General features: G+C 67.7%; 19 protein-coding genes, 1 tRNA gene and 1 pseudogene. 5 read left to right on the top strand and 16 right to left on the bottom strand.

Annotation, left to right across the window (positions count from 1 at the left end; all coding sequences use genetic code 11):
- Positions 1-2: 2 nt before the first annotated feature.
- The 4 genes and pseudogenes from BIZ42_RS10710 to BIZ42_RS10695 all read right to left on the bottom strand — a co-directional run bounded on the left by BIZ42_RS10710 (position 3) and on the right by BIZ42_RS10695 (position 4,487).
- A pseudogene (locus BIZ42_RS10710) lies at positions 3-1,654 on the bottom strand (M28 family metallopeptidase).
- Positions 1,655-1,725: 71 nt separating this feature from the next.
- The gene (locus tag BIZ42_RS10705; protein WP_070426423.1) at positions 1,726-2,658 is read right to left on the bottom strand and encodes an MBL fold metallo-hydrolase; all 933 of its coding nucleotides are present in this window, start codon (positions 2,656-2,658) and stop codon (positions 1,726-1,728) included.
- A gap of 40 nt (positions 2,659-2,698) precedes the next feature.
- Positions 2,699-3,028 carry a hypothetical protein gene (locus tag BIZ42_RS10700; RefSeq protein ID WP_019185526.1) on the bottom strand — a complete coding sequence of 110 codons (330 nt, stop codon included), beginning with the start codon at positions 3,026-3,028 and terminating at the stop codon, positions 2,699-2,701.
- 169 nt (positions 3,029-3,197) lie between these two features.
- On the bottom strand, positions 3,198-4,487 hold the full coding sequence (locus BIZ42_RS10695) for a tryptophan--tRNA ligase (protein ID WP_019185525.1): 1,290 nt from the start codon (positions 4,485-4,487) through the stop codon (positions 3,198-3,200).
- A 107-nt stretch (positions 4,488-4,594) separates the two neighbouring features.
- On the opposite strand from BIZ42_RS10695, the gene BIZ42_RS10690 reads away from it, so the two are divergent.
- Entirely contained in the window at positions 4,595-5,395 is an 801-nt protein-coding gene (locus tag BIZ42_RS10690; RefSeq protein ID WP_070426422.1) for a hypothetical protein, read from the top strand.
- 90 nt (positions 5,396-5,485) lie between these two features.
- Here the strand turns inward: BIZ42_RS10690 and BIZ42_RS10685 are convergent, their stop codons facing one another.
- The 7 genes from BIZ42_RS10685 to birA all read right to left on the bottom strand — a co-directional run bounded on the left by BIZ42_RS10685 (position 5,486) and on the right by birA (position 9,925).
- Complete coding sequence (locus BIZ42_RS10685) at positions 5,486-5,707, bottom strand: CsbD family protein (protein ID WP_019185523.1); 222 nt, start codon at positions 5,705-5,707, stop codon at positions 5,486-5,488.
- A 201-nt stretch (positions 5,708-5,908) separates the two neighbouring features.
- Positions 5,909-6,046, bottom strand: coding sequence for an entericidin A/B family lipoprotein (locus tag BIZ42_RS10680; RefSeq protein ID WP_019185522.1), 138 nt, complete (start codon positions 6,044-6,046; stop codon positions 5,909-5,911).
- Positions 6,047-6,237: 191 nt separating this feature from the next.
- On the bottom strand, positions 6,238-7,158 hold the full coding sequence (gene rocF, locus BIZ42_RS10675; protein WP_019185521.1) for an arginase: 921 nt from the start codon (positions 7,156-7,158) through the stop codon (positions 6,238-6,240).
- A 93-nt stretch (positions 7,159-7,251) separates the two neighbouring features.
- Positions 7,252-7,327: transfer RNA gene (locus tag BIZ42_RS10670), tRNA-Thr, on the bottom strand.
- Positions 7,328-7,367: 40 nt separating this feature from the next.
- On the bottom strand, positions 7,368-8,216 hold the full coding sequence (locus BIZ42_RS10665) for an SPOR domain-containing protein (protein WP_070426421.1): 849 nt from the start codon (positions 8,214-8,216) through the stop codon (positions 7,368-7,370).
- A gap of 9 nt (positions 8,217-8,225) precedes the next feature.
- Complete coding sequence (locus BIZ42_RS10660; protein ID WP_070426420.1) at positions 8,226-8,963, bottom strand: type III pantothenate kinase; 738 nt, start codon at positions 8,961-8,963, stop codon at positions 8,226-8,228.
- Positions 8,960-9,925: a bifunctional biotin--[acetyl-CoA-carboxylase] ligase/biotin operon repressor BirA gene (birA, locus tag BIZ42_RS10655; protein ID WP_026070148.1), complete on the bottom strand. Its 966-nt coding sequence runs from the start codon at positions 9,923-9,925 to the stop codon at positions 8,960-8,962. The genes BIZ42_RS10660 and birA overlap by 4 nt, the downstream gene beginning before the upstream one ends.
- 129 nt (positions 9,926-10,054) lie before the next feature.
- On the opposite strand from birA, the gene BIZ42_RS10650 reads away from it, so the two are divergent.
- Both BIZ42_RS10650 and BIZ42_RS10645 read left to right on the top strand, forming a co-directional pair.
- On the top strand, positions 10,055-10,330 hold the full coding sequence (locus BIZ42_RS10650) for a hypothetical protein (protein ID WP_026070147.1): 276 nt from the start codon (positions 10,055-10,057) through the stop codon (positions 10,328-10,330).
- Positions 10,297-11,082, top strand: a complete 786-nt coding sequence (locus BIZ42_RS10645) for a M90 family metallopeptidase (protein ID WP_019185516.1) — start codon at positions 10,297-10,299, stop codon at positions 11,080-11,082. Before BIZ42_RS10650 ends, BIZ42_RS10645 begins: the two co-directional genes overlap by 34 nt.
- Positions 11,083-11,198: 116 nt before the next feature.
- On the opposite strand, the gene BIZ42_RS10640 is transcribed toward BIZ42_RS10645, so the two are convergent.
- The 4 genes from BIZ42_RS10640 to dusA all read right to left on the bottom strand — a co-directional run bounded on the left by BIZ42_RS10640 (position 11,199) and on the right by dusA (position 15,002).
- Entirely contained in the window at positions 11,199-12,623 is a 1,425-nt protein-coding gene (locus BIZ42_RS10640; RefSeq protein WP_019185515.1) for a sensor histidine kinase, read from the bottom strand.
- 20 nt (positions 12,624-12,643) lie between these two features.
- Positions 12,644-13,327: a response regulator transcription factor gene (locus tag BIZ42_RS10635; RefSeq protein ID WP_019185514.1), complete on the bottom strand. Its 684-nt coding sequence runs from the start codon at positions 13,325-13,327 to the stop codon at positions 12,644-12,646.
- Positions 13,328-13,404: 77 nt separating this feature from the next.
- Positions 13,405-13,773 (bottom strand): hypothetical protein, encoded by a 369-nt coding sequence (locus tag BIZ42_RS10630; protein WP_046272358.1) that lies wholly within the window; start codon positions 13,771-13,773, stop codon positions 13,405-13,407.
- Positions 13,774-13,985: 212 nt separating this feature from the next.
- Positions 13,986-15,002: a tRNA dihydrouridine(20/20a) synthase DusA gene (dusA, locus tag BIZ42_RS10625; RefSeq protein WP_070426419.1), complete on the bottom strand. Its 1,017-nt coding sequence runs from the start codon at positions 15,000-15,002 to the stop codon at positions 13,986-13,988.
- A gap of 169 nt (positions 15,003-15,171) precedes the next feature.
- On the opposite strand from dusA, the gene BIZ42_RS10620 reads away from it, so the two are divergent.
- Positions 15,172-16,128, top strand: a complete 957-nt coding sequence (locus BIZ42_RS10620) for a cation transporter (protein ID WP_070426418.1) — start codon at positions 15,172-15,174, stop codon at positions 16,126-16,128.
- A 45-nt stretch (positions 16,129-16,173) separates the two neighbouring features.
- Here BIZ42_RS10620 and BIZ42_RS10615 read toward each other — a convergent pair whose 3' ends face one another.
- Complete coding sequence (locus tag BIZ42_RS10615; RefSeq protein ID WP_070426417.1) at positions 16,174-16,986, bottom strand: AraC family transcriptional regulator; 813 nt, start codon at positions 16,984-16,986, stop codon at positions 16,174-16,176.
- Positions 16,987-17,096: 110 nt separating this feature from the next.
- Here BIZ42_RS10615 and BIZ42_RS10610 point away from each other — a divergent pair, with 110 nt between their 5' ends.
- The gene (locus BIZ42_RS10610; protein WP_070426416.1) at positions 17,097-17,522 is read left to right on the top strand and encodes an organic hydroperoxide resistance protein; all 426 of its coding nucleotides are present in this window, start codon (positions 17,097-17,099) and stop codon (positions 17,520-17,522) included.
- Positions 17,523-17,710 lie beyond the last annotated feature (188 nt).

Genomic DNA, 17,710 nt, shown 5'->3' with positions numbered 1-17,710 from the left:
CCTCAGCGGCGCGCCGATTCGCTCTTCTCGCGCTCGGCGCGGAATTCGGACCCTTCTTCCCACTGCGGCCAGCGACGGCTGTTGGCCAGTTCCGCGCCCAGGTCGTAGACCAGCAGGGTGTCGGCGGCATGACCACTCGGGTCCCAGCTCGGAGTCCACGCATCGCAGGCCTGGTGGTAGCAGGCGGCGAAGTACGCATCGCGCAGTTCACGGCCCTTCTCGATCCCGCCCTCACGCATGTCCAGCCCCGGGCCGATGGTGATCGCTGGCACGCCAAGGCGAGCGAAGGCGAAGTGGTCGGCGCGGTAGAAGAAGCCCGCTTCCAGATTCGGATCGGGCGAATAGGTGCGGCCACGTGCCTTGGCCACGCGCTCCAGATCCCCTTCCAGCGAGACCCGGCCCTTGCCCCACGAGGCGATGTCGCGGGTCGGGCCATCCGGGCTGAACATCTCGATGTTCAACACGGCGGCGGTCTTGTCCAGCGGGGCGAGCGGGTGCGCGGCGTAGTAGCTGGCCCCGAGCAGGCCCTTCTCTTCGGCGGTCAGCGCGACGAAGTACAGCGTGCGCTGCGGCTGCGGGCCGGCAGCGAAGACGCGGCCCAGCTCCAGCACGGTGGCCACGCCGGTGGCGTTGTCGATCGCACCGCGACGGATGCGGTCGCCCTTGGCATCGGGCTGGCCGATACCGAAAGCATCCCAATGCGCGGAGAAGATCACCGCTTCATCGGCGTGCGCGCCGCCCGGCAGCTTGGCCACCACGTTGCGGGTGATCACCTGCTCGCGCTTGAGCTTGAAGTCCACCGAGAGCTGCGCATCGCCCAAGGCCACCGGCTTGAAGGCCGGGGTCATGGCACGGCGCTTCTCGGCCTCGAAATCCAGGCCCGCATCGCGGAACAGCTGCTCGGCCAGGCTGCGCTGCATCCAGCCGCGTACCGGCACGTGCTGGGCCAGGGCCTGCTCGCGGGTGCGTTCGATATCAAACAGCGGCGAGGTGCCCGAGCTCTTCACTGTGGCCCAGCCATACGCGGCGGGTGCGGTCTCGTGCACGATCAGCACGCCCTGCGCACCGCGGCGCGCGGCTTCTTCGAACTTGTAGGTCCAGCGGCCGTAGTAGGTCACGGCCTTGCCATCGAATGCGCCCGGCTGGTCGGCCTCGAAATCGGCGTCGTTGATCAGCACCACGGCGATCTTGCCGTGCAGGTCGACGTCCTTGTAATCGTTCCAGTGGCGCTCGGGGCATCGATGCCGTAGCCGACGAACACCAGCGGGGCGTTCTTGATCGCCACCGCATCCTGCGGCCGCAGGCTCTGCAGGGTCACGTCCTCGCCATTGACCAGGGCGCGCTGCTTGCCCTTCTGGCGCAGCTGCGCACGCACCGGGCCATCGACCTGCGCACGCACCATCGGCACCGGCTGCACCCAGCCGCCATCCACGCCGCCGGGCTGCAGGCCGTACTTCCTGAACTCTTCGATCAGGTACTGGACGGTGCGCTCTTCACCGGGCGTGGCCGGGGCGCGGCCTTCGAACTCGTCCGAGGCCAGGATCCGCACATGTCGCGACAGTGCCTCCGGATCGATGCCGCCGCCGGGCAGGTCATTGGCGGCGTGGGCCAGGCCGCCCACGAACAGGCAGGACGACAGCAGCAGCATGCGCATCGGATTCACGGCAGACACCAGGACGGAAAACAGGACACCGGAGTGTAACGTGACACCCCCGTGACCGTGCACTAGCGGCGGTCGCGATCCAGCCAGCACGCCAGGCCCTGGGCGTTGAGTTCGATATCCATCGCCAGCACCCGGGCCACCGCTTCATCATCCAGCGGGCAGCCATGCGCCTGCGCGCGTTCCAGGTACAGCGCGGTCAACGCCGCGACCAGGCAGCGATGCCGATCCGGCCGACCATCGCATTGGCGACCGATCTCGACCATGGCATCGATCTGTTCGACGAGATCGTCAGCCAGTTTGCGCGGGGGTGCCACGCGCCCGTAGTGGGTCAGGTACATGGCCTGCGGATCGTAAGCCAGCATCTTTGCGATCGACTGCTTCAGCGGCTCCGGATCGAACTGCACCGGTGAGGAGGTGGGCACGATGAAGGCGCCCTGCGCGCTGTCCAGCTCGCGGTAGGACAGCCCGAAGGTGTCGCCGGTGAACCAGCTGCGGCTGCGCGCATCCCACACACACAGGTGATGGCGGGCGTGCCCCGGCGTGTCCACGCACAGCAGCGTGCGCCCGGCCAGATCCACGGTGTGCCCATCTTCGGCGATCACCACCCGGTCAGCGGCAACGGCCAGGATCGGCCCATAGCTGCGCGCGATTTCCGCCTCACCGTAGACCTCGGTGGCCCCGGCGATCAGGCGGGTCGGGTCGACCATATGCGGCGCACCACGCGGATGCACCACCACGGTGGCGTTGGGCAGCTGCTGCATCAGCAGGCCGGCACCGCCGGCGTGGTCGAGGTGCACATGGGTCAGGATCAGCCAGTCGACCTGCTCGGGCGTGCAGCCGGCGCGCGTCAGCGCGGCGAGCATCGCCGGCACGGCCAGGCCGGTGCCGCAATCGATGAACGCTGCCCGGCCGTTCTCGACGATCAGGTAGGCGGCATCGAAATCATCCCGCTGGAACGCGGTGTCGATCGTATGAATGCTGGGGTCGGAGTGCATCAACGCATCCCTGGCACGAAACGCCCCCATCTTACGTCGATCAGTGCAGCGGCTTCGATGCGGCTTTGGTCGCAGTCGCGCTCAGCAGTGGCCCGCGCAGCAGCACCGCGGCCACCATCACCGCCAGGAAGGCACCGTAGGCATAGAGCACGGCCAGTACCTGCCGCCAGATTGGACCGGCATCGTTCTGGACCACGCCGATATGGTGGCCCCACAGCATCGCCAGGATGCTCAGCACGAAGGCCAGCACCAGCGCGGCGCCGTCGAACACGCGGCGCGCGGTGCCACGCGGCTGGCGGGGGAACAGCCAGTACAGCGTGCCCAGCAGCACGAACCAGGGCAGGAACAACAACAACGACAACCAGGCCATCGCAGTCTCCCGTGCAGGAACACGCCCCGCGGCGTGCAGGGGCATCATGCCATAGCGGTGGCACCGGCCAACGGCCGAAGCCTGTGTGATGGCGCGCTCGCCTGGTTGCCGGCCAGCGGCCGGCACTACGTGGGGCTGCGGGTGGCTGGGTGTTGGCCAGCAGGCGGCGTTACTCGCGCAGTGCCTGCAGTGCGGCGAGCACGACATCCACCTCCGCCTCGAGCTTGAACAATTCGCTCTGCAGCCCGTCGCCATGCTCGGTCTGCTTGAGCACGCCGATCAGCTGGCCGGCGTCGCGCGGCGAATCAAAGCCCTCGCTCTGGATCAGCAGCGTGCCGTCACCGGCCTGCAGCTTGAAGTAGAAGCGGCCGTCCTTTTCGCGGTACTGCTTGAACAGCGGCGGTGCCGCGCGCGCGGCGCCGCTTTCCTCGCTGGGTACATCACCGGCGGTGGACAGATCGCGCAGGCCAACCGCATGGCGCAGCTCCTTCAGCAGCGGCACGGCGAACTGCTCGCGCAGCTGCTGGCCACGACGGCGCAGCAGCGCCTCGATCTTCTCCGGCTCGGCCATCAGGGCGTCATAGCGTTCGCGCAGCGGGGTGATCTCGCTGTCGATCCGCTCGAACAGCTGCTGCTTGGCATCACCCCAGCTGATGCCCTCGGCGAAGGCCTGCGCGAACGCAGCGGTCTGCTCCGGGGTGGCGAAGGCCTGGTACATCTGGAACAACGCCGAGCCTTCGGTGCTCTTGGGCTCACCCGGCGCGCGCGAATCGGTGAGGATCGAGAACACCAGCTTCTTCAACTCCGCGCGCGGGGCGAACAGCGGAATGGTGTTGTGGTAACTCTTGCTCATCTTGCGGCCGTCCAGTCCCGCCAGCGTAGCGACCTGCTCATCGATCACCACCTCCGGCAGCGGGAAGAACTCCTGGCCGTAGACGTGGTTGAAGCGCTGCGCGAAATCGCGCGCCATCTCGATGTGCTGGATCTGGTCGCGGCCGACCGGCACGCGGTTGGCCTTGAAGATCAGGATGTCGGCGGCCATCAGCACCGGGTACATGAACAGCCCCGCGCTGACCCCGGCATCGTCGTCGAGCTGCTCTTCGCGGTTCTTGTCCACGGCGGCCTTGTAGGCATGCGCGCGGTTGAGGATGCCCTTGCTGGCGATCACGGTCAGGAACCACATCAGCTCGGTGGTTTCCGGGATGTCGCTCTGCCGGTAGAACCACACCTTGTCCGGATCCAGCCCGCACGCCAGCCAGCTTGCCGCGATCTCCAGCGTGGAGCGCTGGGTGCGCTCGGGCTCCTGCGCCTTGATCAGGCTGTGCAGGTCGGCCAGGAAGAAGAAGCTCTCGATTTCCGAGGCCTGGCTGGCGGTGATCGCCGGACGGATGGCGCCGACGTAGTTGCCCAGGTGGGGCGTGCCGGAGGGGGTGATGCCGGTAAGGACGCGGGTAGTCATGGGGAATCAATGCGGACAGATGAACCGCCCCAGTTTACCTGCCCGCGCTCGACCCCGTTGGCCCGGCCCGTGCGTTTGATCGTGCACCTGCCCTGCGGAGCCCTGCCATGAAACGTTTGATCCTGCCCCTGCTTGCCGTGCTGGCCCTGTGCGGGTTCAAGCCGGCGCTGCCGCTTCGTTACGACACCGGGCCGGTCCACCTGACGGTGATCGACCGCGACAGCGGCCAAGCCCTGACCCAGTACCGCCAGGACGGCCAGCGCTGGATCGCGGGCCAGCAGGGCCACCGTTACAGCGTGCGCCTGCGCAACGGCAGCGCCGAGCGCGTGCTGGTGGTGCTCTCGGTCGATGGCCTGAATGCCATCAGCGGCGAGGTGGCCGCGCCCCACCAGACCGGCTACGTGCTCAACCCGTGGCAGACCACCGACATCCATGGCTGGCGCAAATCCGCCGACGAGGTCGCCCAGTTCGTGTTCACCGATCCGGACCGCAGCTACGCCGGCCGCACCGGACGCCCGGCCAACATCGGCGTGATCGGCGTGGCCGTGTTCCGCGAGGCGGGGCGGGTGTCATGGGAAGCCGCCCCCGCCGTGGCCGACTCCGCCGATGCCAGGGCACGCCCACAGGCACGCTCCTCGACGACGGAGCGTGTGCGGGTGACCGGTTCCACCGCCCCGGCACCGCAACTGGGCACCGGCCACGGCCAGCGCGAGCCGTCGCGGGTGCGCAACACCGCGTTCGAACGCGACACGGCCTTTCCGACGCAGCAGGTGCAGGTGCGTTACGACAGCGAGCGCAATCTGGTGGCACGCGGGATCATTCCAAGGTCACGCGCGCCGGTGCGCGACGAGCCGCAGGCCTTCCCGGGCCAATACGTGCCCGATCCCCCGCCGCAGCGCCGCCGCTGATCGCGCAGGTGCCTCACAGAAAACGGGCCGCTTTCGCGGCCCGTTCCGGTTTCAACCCCCGACGGCGGCGCCGTCGTCATGGATCACCACTCAGTGGTAATCCGGATAATCCTTGCGCATGGCCGCTTCGAAGTCGCGGACTTCGGTTTCAGCACGGTCGCGTGCCCAGCCATAGCGTTCCTGCAGGCGCCCTGCCAGGTACTCGGCATTGCCTTCGGCCACCTTGAAATCGTCGTCGGTCAGGTCGCCCCACTTGGCCTGCGCCTTGCCCTTGAGCTGCGTCCACTTGCCGGAAATGATGTCTTTGTTCATGGGTTCGCATCCTTGATTGCAACGGCCATCTCGCCGTGGGTCCAGAATGCGCGTGGCCGCGTTGCCGCGCGGTCAAGCAGCGATGAAACGCACGCTCACGAGCTTGAATGATTCACCACTGCACGCGCTGCACCGCTATTTGGCGGACATGAAAAAGGCCGGGAAATCCCGGCCTTTTCCGTTGACGACTGATCGGTTGGATCAGTTGCCCTTGGCAGCGCCTTCGACCGTTTCACCGGCCTTCTGCACGTCCTTGCCGGCACCGGCAACGGTGTTGCAGCCGGACAGCATGGCCACCGAGAACATCGACAACAGCATCAGTGCGATAACACGCTTCATGGGGTTCTCCTGGTTGTTCAAATTCAATACCGAAATCCGGTCCCGCCTGTCAGAAGAGCACGCCAGCGCAGCTCCCCTTCCCGACCTGCAGTGCCGTGGGTTCAACCACACGGCGCCGCGTGAAGTGCAATCTGGCGGGAGAGGCGTGCAGCGGATGTGAATGCACGCAAATACGGTTCAGCCAGCCTTGCTCAATCGCGCATCAGCGTCGATTTTCCGAACAGGCTTTCGACCAGATCGACGGCCAGTTCGGCGGTGGCGTTGCGGTTGTCCAGCAGCGGATTCAGCTCGACGATGTCCAGCGAGCCCATGCGCCCGGTGTCGGCGATCATCTCCATCACCAGCTGCGCTTCGCGGTAGTTGACCCCGCCCGGCACCGTCGTGCCCACGCCCGGCGCGATGCTGGGGTCCAGGAAATCCACGTCGAAGCTGACGTGCAGGTGCGTGTTGGCATCGATGCCGGCCAGCGCCGCCTCCATGGTGCGCTTCATGCCGGCTTCGTCGATGTAGCGCATGTCGTAGACATCCACCTGGTGCTGCTTGATCAGCCGCTTCTCTTCCTGGTCCACCGAGCGGATGCCGATCTGGTGTACCTGCTGCGGGCGGATCGCCGGGGCATCACCACCGAGGCGGGTCAGCGCGTCCGGGCCCAGCCCGCACAGGCAGGCCACCGGCATGCCGTGCACGTTGCCCGAGGGCGTGACCTCGCTGGTGTTGAAATCCGAATGCGCATCCAGCCACAGCACGCGCAGGTCCTTGCCCTGCTCGCGGCACCAGCGCGCGACCGCGGTGATCGAACCGATCCCCAGGCAGTGGTCGCCACCGAGCATGATCGGCATGCGGCCGGCCTGCAGTTCGGTGTAGGTCGCCTCCATCAGCGCGCGGTTCCAGGCCACCACCTCGTCCAGATGGCGGTAGCCCTGCACCGGTGCCGTCCACGGGTTGCGCGGGCCGTCCAGGTTGCCGAGGTCGCGCACCTCCACGCCGCGTGCGGTGAGCGCGTCACCCAGGCCCGCGATGCGCAGGGCGTCCGGTCCCAGTCCTGCGCCACGGTGGCCCGCACCGATATCGGTGGGCACGCCAATCAGGGACACCGGGGAATACATCGCCATCGCTGTTGCCTCCATTGCAAAGAGGACCAGCATAGCCAGCGCGGCGTGATACGACTCGCGGCGCTGCAGCAGTCGTCATCGACTGCGCATCAATGGTGCCGGCACCCGGATTCGAACTGGGGACCTACCGCTTACAAGGCGGTTGCTCTACCAACTGAGCTATGCCGGCATGGGCATCGCGGCGGGAGGACCGTCGCGGAGCCGGGATTCTAGCGCAAGCGCGCGCATTCCAGCGAGCGTTGCTGGGCCGCACCGGTGCGCTGGCGGACCGCGGCGGCGCCGGTGCCATCGGCCAGGGTCGCATCCAGCCACCACTGTGCGCTGCCATCGCCCCCGCTGGCGACCATGGTCGCCTTGAAGCCGGCCGCGCTCAGGGCCGCCAGGCGGCGGTCCGCACCTTCCCGGTTGCGGTACTGGCCCAGCGCGATGGCATTGGCCTCTTCGCCCTGGGCAATGATGTAGTAATCACTCACCCCGGCCGCGACGATGCGTTTGACCGTGGCCTGCGCTTCTTCACGACTGGCAGCGGGCGGCAGCAGGACGCGGTAACGGGTGGCGCCGGCATCGGCGACCTCGCGCAGCCTGGCCCCACGCAGGGCTCCCCCGGCGCGTGACTGGGCGGCCTGGGCGGCAGCGCGGTCAGCGAACGGCCCCAGGCTCACGCATTGGGCGGGCGTGGGGCTTGCGGTGATCGGAGCGGGTGTGGATGCCGGTACCGGAGCTGCCGCCACCGGGGCCGGTGCAGGCACGCTGGTGGCGGGCGCCGGTGCAGGCGTGTCAGCCACGGCGGCGGCTGGCTCGGCGGTGGTCGGCGCGGCCGTGGGCACCGGCGGCTGGGCCACCGGCGCGAAAGCGGGCGTGACGTCCTGCAGTGCCGGCGCGGCGTTCAGCGGCGTTGCGGCAGCCGGCGGCGCCTGCGTGGCCGGCAGCACTTCCAGCTGGGCCACACCGACCGGCGAAGCTGGCGGCGCGCTGACCGGTTCACCGCGCAGCAGCCACCACAGCGCGACACCGAGGTTGAGGATGACCAGGACGACGATCAGGGCACGGGTGAGCATCGGCTGATCCTAGCCTGCCGACGGCGGTTGGTGCACGGCCCAGCGGGCCAGCCCATCAAGCACCAGCGAGGGCTGGAACTCGGCATCGCCGAGCAGCGGCAGCAGCGCCGGTGCACCGCCCCCGTGCACCAGCAGATGCGGCAGCGCGCCGAGGCGTTCACCGCCCTGCATGCGGCTGCGTTCAATCAAGGCCACCGCCGCACCATCACAGCCGGAGGCCAGCGCATCGGCGGTGTCGTTGGCGAACTCACTGTAGTCACCGCCTGCGGCCGGCAACTGCACGGCGCGCGCATGCAGCGCTTCGCGCATGGTGGTCGGCGAGGCGGCAATGCGCCCGCCGTGATGCTGGCCATCGGCGTCGAGCAGATCGATGGTGAGCGCGGTGCCCACCCCGGCGATCAGCACGGCCTGGCCACGCGCCGCCACGGCCAGCAGTGCCAGGTAGCGGTCCACGCCGAAGCGGTTGGGGTCGGCGTAGGCGATCCGCACACCGGCGTACTCGGCCTCGGTACGCGCGACACGGACGTGGCGGAAGCGGGCCTGCAGCACGTCCAGCATGGCGGCCGTCAGCGACGGCGCTGCGACGCTGGCGACATACGCGGTATCGCCCGAGGGCAGCGCCTCCAGTGCCAGCGCAGGCATTGCTTCGGCGCCATGCGGCCATGCCTGCACGTCACCGGCGCGCACGCCCTGCAGCGGCGCGAACTTGAAGCGCGAATTGCCCAGGTCAAACAACCAGTCGCTCATTGCGCCCTCACGCTGACTTCGCCCGCATGGAAAACCCGTTCGCTGCCGTCGATACGCACGCGCAGTGCTCCGTCGTCGGCCAGGCCCAGTGCCGTGCCGGCAAACAGGACGCCGCCTTCTTCCACCTGCACCTCGCGCCCGGCCAGGCTGTCCAGCGCGGCGTAGCGGGCCAGGAACGGCGCCAGGCCCTGCTGCTCGAACGCGTCCAGTGCCGGCAGCAGCGCGGCCAGGATGCGGGCGACCACGGCATTGCGCGAGGTCTGTTCGCCACACAGCGTGTCCAGATCGGTCCAGGGCTGGGTGATCTCCGCCGCGAAGGTGGCCGGCATGCGTACGTTGACGCCAAGCCCGATCACGGCCCGCGCAGGGCCGGCGAATTCACCGCCGCCTTCGATCAGCAGGCCACCGAGTTTGTGGCCGTCGACGACCAGGTCATTCGGCCACTTCAGCGCGACACCGCCGAAGCCCGCCTCGCGCAGTGCTTCGGCCACCGCGACACCGGCGACCAGGCTGAGCCCGCCCAGCCGCGACAGGCCACCGGCAAAGCCGCGTAATACTGAGAGGTAGACATGCGCCGCCAACGGCGAGGCCCACACCCGCCCCCGCCGCCCGCGGCCACGGGTCTGGCGCTCGGCCAGGAGCACCGCCACCCCGCGCTCCGGCGCGCTGCAACGCAACAATTCACTGTTTGTTGACGCCACCGACCAGGCGATCTCCAGCGACGCCAGTTCCGCGGACACCGGGCCCGGCAGCGCAGCCTGGATGGCATCAGCCTCCAGCAGGTCCAATGGCTGCTGCAGCTGGTAGCCGTCACCGGCACGGCCGTCGATATCGACCCCGGCGGCTCTAAGTCCTTGAATCCGCTTCCAAATCGCGGCGCGGGTCTGGCCCAGTTCGCGCGCCAGCGCGTCGCCGGACAGGCGCCCGGCGCCCAGTTTGGCCAGCAGTTGGCGGTCGTCCACGGCAGCTTCCATCGGGTAAACGGGAAAAGTATGCGGGAAAGCCGCCGCCAGCGCCCACCGGAGGCCTTCCAATCCCCTGGGCGAATCGGGCTAGAATCGAGAACTTGACCCGCCCTGTGGATGTTGACGATGCGCCCGTTCGCCCATTGCCTGCTCCTCCTGATGGCCCCGCTGGCCGCGCACGCTTCCGATGCGCTCACCACGGCGGGCCGCGGCGCGTGTGTCTATTCCGGCAGCGAGAACGAGCGCAGTGCGCCCGCGTCGGCCTCGGCGGCCGCCGCCCCGGCGACCGTCAAGCCCAGCGCCAGCAGCGGTACCAGCACCGGCGGCGGCGGCGATGACGACGTACTGCCGCGCCTGCGTGCGCCGAAATGGCACAGCTTCCTGCCGGGTATGTTCCGCTGATCGAACGACTGTTGGGCTGGCTGCGCCGCACGCCACGCGAGATCGACCCCACCCTCTGGGACCGCACCTGCCGCCGCGCCGCGTGGCTGCAGCAGCTGGACCCAGCCCGCCGCGAGCGCCTGCGCGCCCTCGCCGCCCGCTTCCTGCACGAGAAGACGATCAGCCCGGCCGCCGAACTGCAGCTCGATGAGGCCGACGGCGTGCTGTTGGCCGCGCTGTGCTGCCTGCCGTTGCTGGAACTGGGCGAAATCGGCCTGCGTGGCTGGTCGCAGCTGATCGTCTATCCCGACGCGTTCCGCGTGCACCGCAGCCATGTGGATGCCGCCGGCGTGCTGCACGAATGGGACGACGCACTGATCGGCGAATCCTGGGACAGCGGTCCGCTGATTCTCTCCTGGGCCGACATCCAGGCCGACATCGCCGATCCCGAGGCCGGGTTCTGCGTGGCGGTGCATGAGATGGCGCACAAGATCGATGCACTGGACGGGGCGATCGACGGCACGCCGCCGTTGCCGCGGGCGTGGCAAACGCAATGGGCAGCGGATTTCCAGCAGGCCTACGACACGTTCTGCGCCGAGGTGGACAGTGGTCGGCAGACGTTGATCGACCCCTACGCGTCCGAGGCGCCGGAAGAATTCTTCGCGGTGGTCAGCGAGTACCACTTCTCCGCACCGGCGCTGCTGGCGCGTGAGATGCCGGCGGTGGCCGGGCATCTGCAGCGGTTCTATGGACCGTCACCGCTGATGCGGTGAGGCGCGCCACGACCAACGGTCGTGGGCCACCAGCGCCTTGGAAATGCCGGGCGCTCCAGATCGATGATGCACCCTGCAGACCACGGGTAGGTACCGACTGCTGGTCGGTACGGCCTTTACGGCCCCGGCGGCAGCTTCACTTCAAAGCGCGCGCCACCCAGTTCCGGCGAACGCGTCACCTGCAGTTCGCCACGGTAATCCTTGATCAGGTCCTGCACGATCGACAGGCCGATGCCGTGGCCCTGCACGCGCTCATCGCCACGCACGCCACGCTGCAGCACCTTGGCGATGTCTTCCGGTGCGATGCCCGGGCCATCGTCGTCCACCGAAAGCACCAGGCCTGCGCGACGCGCACCGGGCGCCGGCAACGGATGCGCGGTCAGCAGCACGCGGCGCTTGGCCCACTTGAAGGCGTTCTCCAGCAGGTTGCCGAGCAGCTCCTGCAGGTCACCAGGCTCGCCATGGAAACGCGCGGCCGGATCGATGTCGAATTCGCACAGCACGCCCTTGGAGGCATACACCTTCTCCAATCCGCGCACGATTTCTTCGGCGTTGGACTCGATCGGCAACGGCGCGGAGAACAGCTTGTGGCCGGACGACGCCGCGCGCGCCAGCTGGTAGGACACCAGGTTGTTCATGCGCCGCAGCTGCACGTCGAATTCTTCGCGTAGATCCTCATCGCGCGCGCCACTGTCGAGCTGCGTGCGCAACACCGCGAGCGGTGTCTTCAGGCTGTGCGCGAGATCGGCCAGGGTGTTGCGCTGGCGTTCCAGGTTCTCGCGTTCGCTCTCGATGAAGGCGTTGATGCTGTCGGTCAGCGGCTCCAGCTCGCGCGGATGGCGTTCGCTCATGCGCTCGGTTTCACCGCGCTGGACCTTGGTCAGTTCGTTGATCACGCGCCGCATCGGGCGCAGGCTCCATTGCAGAATCACGGTCTGCAGCAGCAGCAGGATCAGACCGATGCCACCCAGGTAGAACCACACGCGCCCGCGGAATACGCGCAGCTGCGCGCCGAGCGCGCGCGAGTCTTCGAGCACGTAGATCGTGTACGGGAATTCGGTGGCGGGGTCGGCGTCGGCATCCCAGACCAGGCCCATGCCATAGCGGTAGGCCGAGCCCTCGCTCCCGTCGATCTGGATCATCGGCAGCGGGCCTTCGAAGACTTCCTGACGCGGGGCCAGCATGCCGCCGCCTACGGTGGGCAGCATGGGCCCTTCGGCGGACATGGAGTTGCCCTTGCCGTCGGGCATCACGACCTGCAGATAGAGGCCGCTGCCGGGAACATCAAAGCGCGGATCCGGCGGCTGCTCGCGGATGTACAGCGAGCGGTCGCGGGTGAAGTCGATACCGGCCGCGTAGGCGGTGGCGTAGTTCTTGAGGCGCTCGCGCAGGTTGGCCTTCGCGGTATCGGCGAAGGCGGCGTCCAGCGCGTAGCCGGCCAGGGCCAGGAAGGCCACCAGACCCACCGAGGCGGCCAGCAGCTGGCGCGCCTGCAGTGAGCGCGGCCGCCAGCGTTTAAAGAACCACAGACGGCCGGACATCATCTATCGCCAGCCGCAGCTCAGCCTTCGTTGCGCGGAATGGCGAAGCGGTAACCGCGGCCACGCACGGTTTCGATCGGCTTGAGTTCGCCGTCGGCATCGAGCTTCTTGCGCAGGCGGCCGATGAAGACCTCCAGCACGTTCGAGTCGCGGTCGAAATCCTGCTGGTAGATGTGTTCGGTGAGGTCGGCCTTGGAGACCAGTTCACCGGCATGCATCATCAGGTACTCGAGCACTTTGTACTCGTAGCTGGTGAGGTCCACATTGCTGCCGTTGACGCTGACCGTCTGCGCGGCAAGATCCAGCGCGACCGGGCCGCATTCCAGCGTCGGCTTGCTCCAGCCGGCAGCGCGACGCAGCAGCGCATTGACGCGGGCCAGCAGCTCTTCCACGTGGAACGGCTTGACCAGGTAATCGTCGGCGCCCTGCTTGAGGCCCTCGACCTTGTCCTGCCAGCTTGAGCGCGCGGTCAGGATGAGCACGGGGAACTTCTTGCCCTCGTCGCGCAGCGCCTTGATCAGTTCCATGCCCGACATCTTGGGCAGGCCCAGATCGATGATGCCGACGTCGAACGGTACTTCGCGGCCCATGTACAGACCTTCCTCACCGTCCTGCGCAGCATCGACGGCAAAGCCTTCGCGCTTGAGCCGGGCTGCCAGTGTTTCCCGCAGCGGGGCTTCGTCTTCGACCAGAAGGATACGCATGAACTCTCCCTAGTGTCCTGGGTATGGCCCCATGGGGCCAGTGGGTAATGCAGATGACTGCGGACAACTATCCCTGTTCAGGGGTTATCGCCGCGTAGTGATGACATATCCGAGCGCGGCGTGCGGGGCTGTGAACGCGATGTCGCCGGATCGTCCATATAGCGGACGCGACCGCGATCATCCATGTACTTCACCCGGTTGATATCGCGCCCATCGAAGGGCACGCGCTCGGCGCCGAGGATGTGTCCACCGGTAGTACGTTGCACCCGACGCACCGCGTCGGACAGCGAGCGCTCCTGCGGGCCACCACGTTCGGCCGTGCGCATCATTTCGGCACGGGCCGCTTCCGGCGGTGGCATCTGTGCCCACGCACTGCTGGAGGCAGCGGCGCCCGTCGCCAACAGGGCGAAGGCGGCAATGCGGCGGTGGCGGGTCACGGAGAACATCGGTCTGATCCTAGCGGAGCGCGGCTAAACGTTCAAAAGTTGTGAATCGGCAACCGCCAGCCTGGGCCGGCGCTTTACGAATCTTTAGCGAATTCTTGGTTTTAGCCAGTGAATCCGATCTGAACTTTTCCAGCTGCCTCCCCGCGCCGTTCATATAAGTGAACATTGGCGGTCAAAGCGGGATGCTTGTCAAGCCGACAAGGTGACGCGGCTCACGCGGCGACGCGTTCGGCCTGCGCCCGGGTCACTGCCAGCGCCTGCTCGATCAGGCTCCAGTCGGCCCCGACCCGGTGCGAGCCCTCGCTCAGGATCTGGCGGAAGGCGCGCCCACCGGGCTGCCCATGGAACAGGCCCAGCAGGTGGCGGGTGATGTGCTTGAGCGCCAGCCCGCTGGCCAGCCGGGCCTCGATGTAGGGCTGCATCGCGCGCAGCAGGGCTTCGCGAGGTTGCAGCGCGGCGCCGGTCTGGGCGGCCTCGAGCTGATGCAGCACGTAGGGATCGTGGTAGGCCGCACGGCCCAGCATCACCCCGTCCAGGGCCGGCAGCTGGGCCTGCGCTGCCTCGACCGTGGCCAAGCCGCCGTTGAGGACGATCTGCAGCTGCGGGCGGTCGGTCTTGAGGCGGTGCGCCCAGTCGTACCGCAGCGGCGGCACTTCGCGGTTTTCCTTGGGCGACAGGCCCTTCAGCCACGCGTTGCGGGCATGTACCACGAACATCGCACTCCCGGCGTTGGCCGACTGATCGACGAAGTTGACGAAGTTTTCGTAGTCGTTGTCGTCATCCACGCCCAAGCGGCATTTCACCGTGACCGGAATGTCCACCGCGGCAACCATCGCGCCCACGCACTCGGCGACCAGCGCCGGTTCGCGCATCAGGCAGGCACCGAAGCGGCCGGCCTGCACGCGGTCGGACGGGCAGCCGCAGTTGAGGTTGACCTCGTCGTAGCCCCATTCCTGCGCGATACGCGCAGCCTGGGCCAGCAGGGCCGGATCGCTGCCGCCCAGCTGCAGGGCCAGCGGATGCTCGCTGCCGTCGAAGCCGAGCAGGCGCTCGCGGTCGCCGTGGATCACGGCGTTGGCGTGCACCATCTCGGTGTACAGCCGTGCGCCCGGTGCCAGCAACCGATGGAAGTACCGGCAATGGCGGTCCGTCCAGTCCATCATCGGGGCGACGGACAGGCGCAGGGAGGCGGCGTAACGCGCGGCGGCGTCTGTGATCGGCTGGGTCATGGGGCGCGGGGCTGTCTGGATTCACTGGCAATGCCAGCGCAATCAATAGTTTACCCCCTTCCCATGAACGCTGCCCGAGAGTGCAGCCGGCGGCCGGATCGCGCGCGGAGTACCCGCCTGCAACGACGGCGGTAGACAATGCAGCCCTGCACGTCCCTCCCAGGCATCCATGCCCGCACTCCGTCTGCCCAGTTTCGACCCCACCACCGAGCAAGGCGTCCTGCGCCTGTCGATCGCCGCCTCCCTGGCGATGGCCGCCGCGGCCGTGGCGTTCGGCCTGTTGGCCAACTCCTCGCTGATCATCTTCGATGGCATCTACGGGCTGATCGACGTGGTGATGACCTGGTTGTCGCTGCTGGTGGTGCGCCTGATCAGCCTGTCGACCCACGTCGATACCCTGCAGTCGCGCTTGAACCAGCGCTTCACCATGGGCTTCTGGCACCTGGAGCCGATCGTGCTCGGGGTCAGCGGCACGTTGATGATCGGCGCGGCGCTGTACGCGGCGGTCAATGCGGTGGATGCCCTGATGTCCGGCGGGCGTGAGATCGCGCTGGGGCCGGCGATCCTGTTCGCGGTGATTTCGATCGTGGCCGAAACCGGCCTGGCGCTGTTCGTGCGCCGGGCGAACCGGTCGATCGGCTCGGACTTCATTGCCCTGGATGCGAAGAACTGGGTCGTCGCAGCCAGCATGTCGGCGGCGTATCTGGTCGCCTTCGTCGGCGGCTATGTGCTGGGCGGCACGCCGTGGGCGTGGCTGGTGCCGTACATCGATCCGGCGATCCTGCTGGTGGTCTGCCTGTTCGTGGTGGTGGCGCCGATGGGCACGGTGCGGCAGGCACTGTCGGACATTCTGCTGATCACGCCGCTGGATCTGCAGACGCATGTCGATGAGGTTGCGCGCGATATCGTGGCCCGGCACGGTTTCCTGGAGTACCGCAGCTACGTGGCCAAGGTCGGGCGCGGTGAGCAGATCGAACTGTTCTTCGTGGTGCGCGCTGATGATCCGCCGCGGGCGCTGATCGAGTGGGACCGGCTGCGCGACGAGATCGGCGAGGCGCTGGGTGAGGAGTCGCCGGACCGCTGGCTGACCATCATGTTCACCACGGATCGGGAGTGGGCGATCTGAGCGGGACCGGCGTGCGTCGCGTTATCGCTCGGTGGCCACACTGCCCTACTTCCACTGCCGTGGCGACTGCCCGGTCTGCGCCTTGAACGCGCGCGACAACGCCGCTTCGCTACCGTAACCAACGTCAATGGCGATGCGCTTGAGCGGATGGCCGCGGCGTAGCGCCTGCTGTACCAGACGAGTGCGCCAGCCCTGTAGATAGTGTCCGGGCGTGCTGCCGATGGTGTCGCGGAAGCTGTCGGCGAAGGCGCTGCGTGACATGCCGGCGCGCTGCGCGAGCGACTCCAGCGTCCACTCATCGGCGGGTGCTTCATGCATGGCCACCAGCGCGTGGCGCAGGCGCGGATGGGCCATGCCGGCCAGCAGGCCGACGCGAATCTGGCCACTCTCCATCAGCGCGCGCAGGATCTGGATCACCACCACTTCAAACAGGCGATCCAGCAGCGCCTGGCGGCCACAGCGCTGCGCGAAGGCTTCTTCGAACAACAGCGACAGCACCGGCTGGCCGCCGTACAGGCCCTCCAGCGGCAGACAGACGATCGGCGGCAATGCTGCGGCCACCGGGTTGTTGGCGCCGCCTTCGAACTGCAGGTTGGCGCAGGCAAAGTCGGCCCCCCGGGTGGCATCGGTGACGAAGCGGTGCGCGAGCGGGCGCGGGTACAGCAGTACGCTGGGCGTGGTGATCTGCAGCGTGCTGCCGTCCGGGTGCTCGACGCGCACATCGCCCTCGCGGATCAGATGCAGCTGGCCACGCTCGCCATCGCCCGGCAGATCGTTGATGCCGCACAGCGCGCCGGCGTGGAAGACTTCGGCAGAGACCGCGAAACGGTCCAGCAGGGATTGCAGTCGGTCGACCATGGCGGACTCCAGATCAAGTTTTCTGGACGAAATGTTGCCATAAGTACGGCTCAGGCGCGCAAAGTACACCTGCCATCTGGCCCACCCCTTTCACTCCGCAGGAGATTCCCATGTCCATTGCCAACGTTCTGTACACCGCCCAGGCCACTGCCAACGGCGGCCGCGACGGCCGCGCCGTCTCTTCCGACAACGTGCTGGACATCCAGCTCTCCACCCCGCGCGAGCTGGGCGGTGCGGGCGGCCCGGGCACCAACCCGGAACAGCTGTTCGCCGCCGGTTACTCGGCCTGCTTCCTGGGCGCGCTGAAGTATGTGGCCGGCCAGGCCAAGGTTGCCCTGCCGGCCGAGACCGCGATCACCGGCAAGGTCGGCATCGGCCAGATCCCGACCGGCTTCGGCATCGAAGTGGCGCTGGAGATCTCGGTTCCGGGCCTGCCGCGCGAGCAGGTCGAAGAACTGGTGCAGAAGGCCCACATCGTGTGCCCGTACTCCAACGCGACCCGCGGCAACATCGACGTGACGCTGACGGTGGTCTGAAAAAAAATGGGCGGCTGCCTGACTTGATCGTCTGGCAACCGCCCATCCCACCGCGGTGGATCCCGTGGGCGTACCCATGGGATGCATCTTGTTCTGTTGCAAAGACCAACGGTCGTTGCGTACCGGTGAAGCCGGATGTCGCCGGTGTCGATAGTGTCGATAGTGTCGATAGTGACGTTGCCGGCCAG

The sequence above is a fragment of the Stenotrophomonas sp. LM091 genome, from assembly GCF_001806305.1.
GTDB lineage: Bacteria > Pseudomonadota > Gammaproteobacteria > Xanthomonadales > Xanthomonadaceae > Stenotrophomonas > Stenotrophomonas bentonitica_A.
This window is presented reverse-complemented; position numbering and strand designations above follow the sequence as displayed.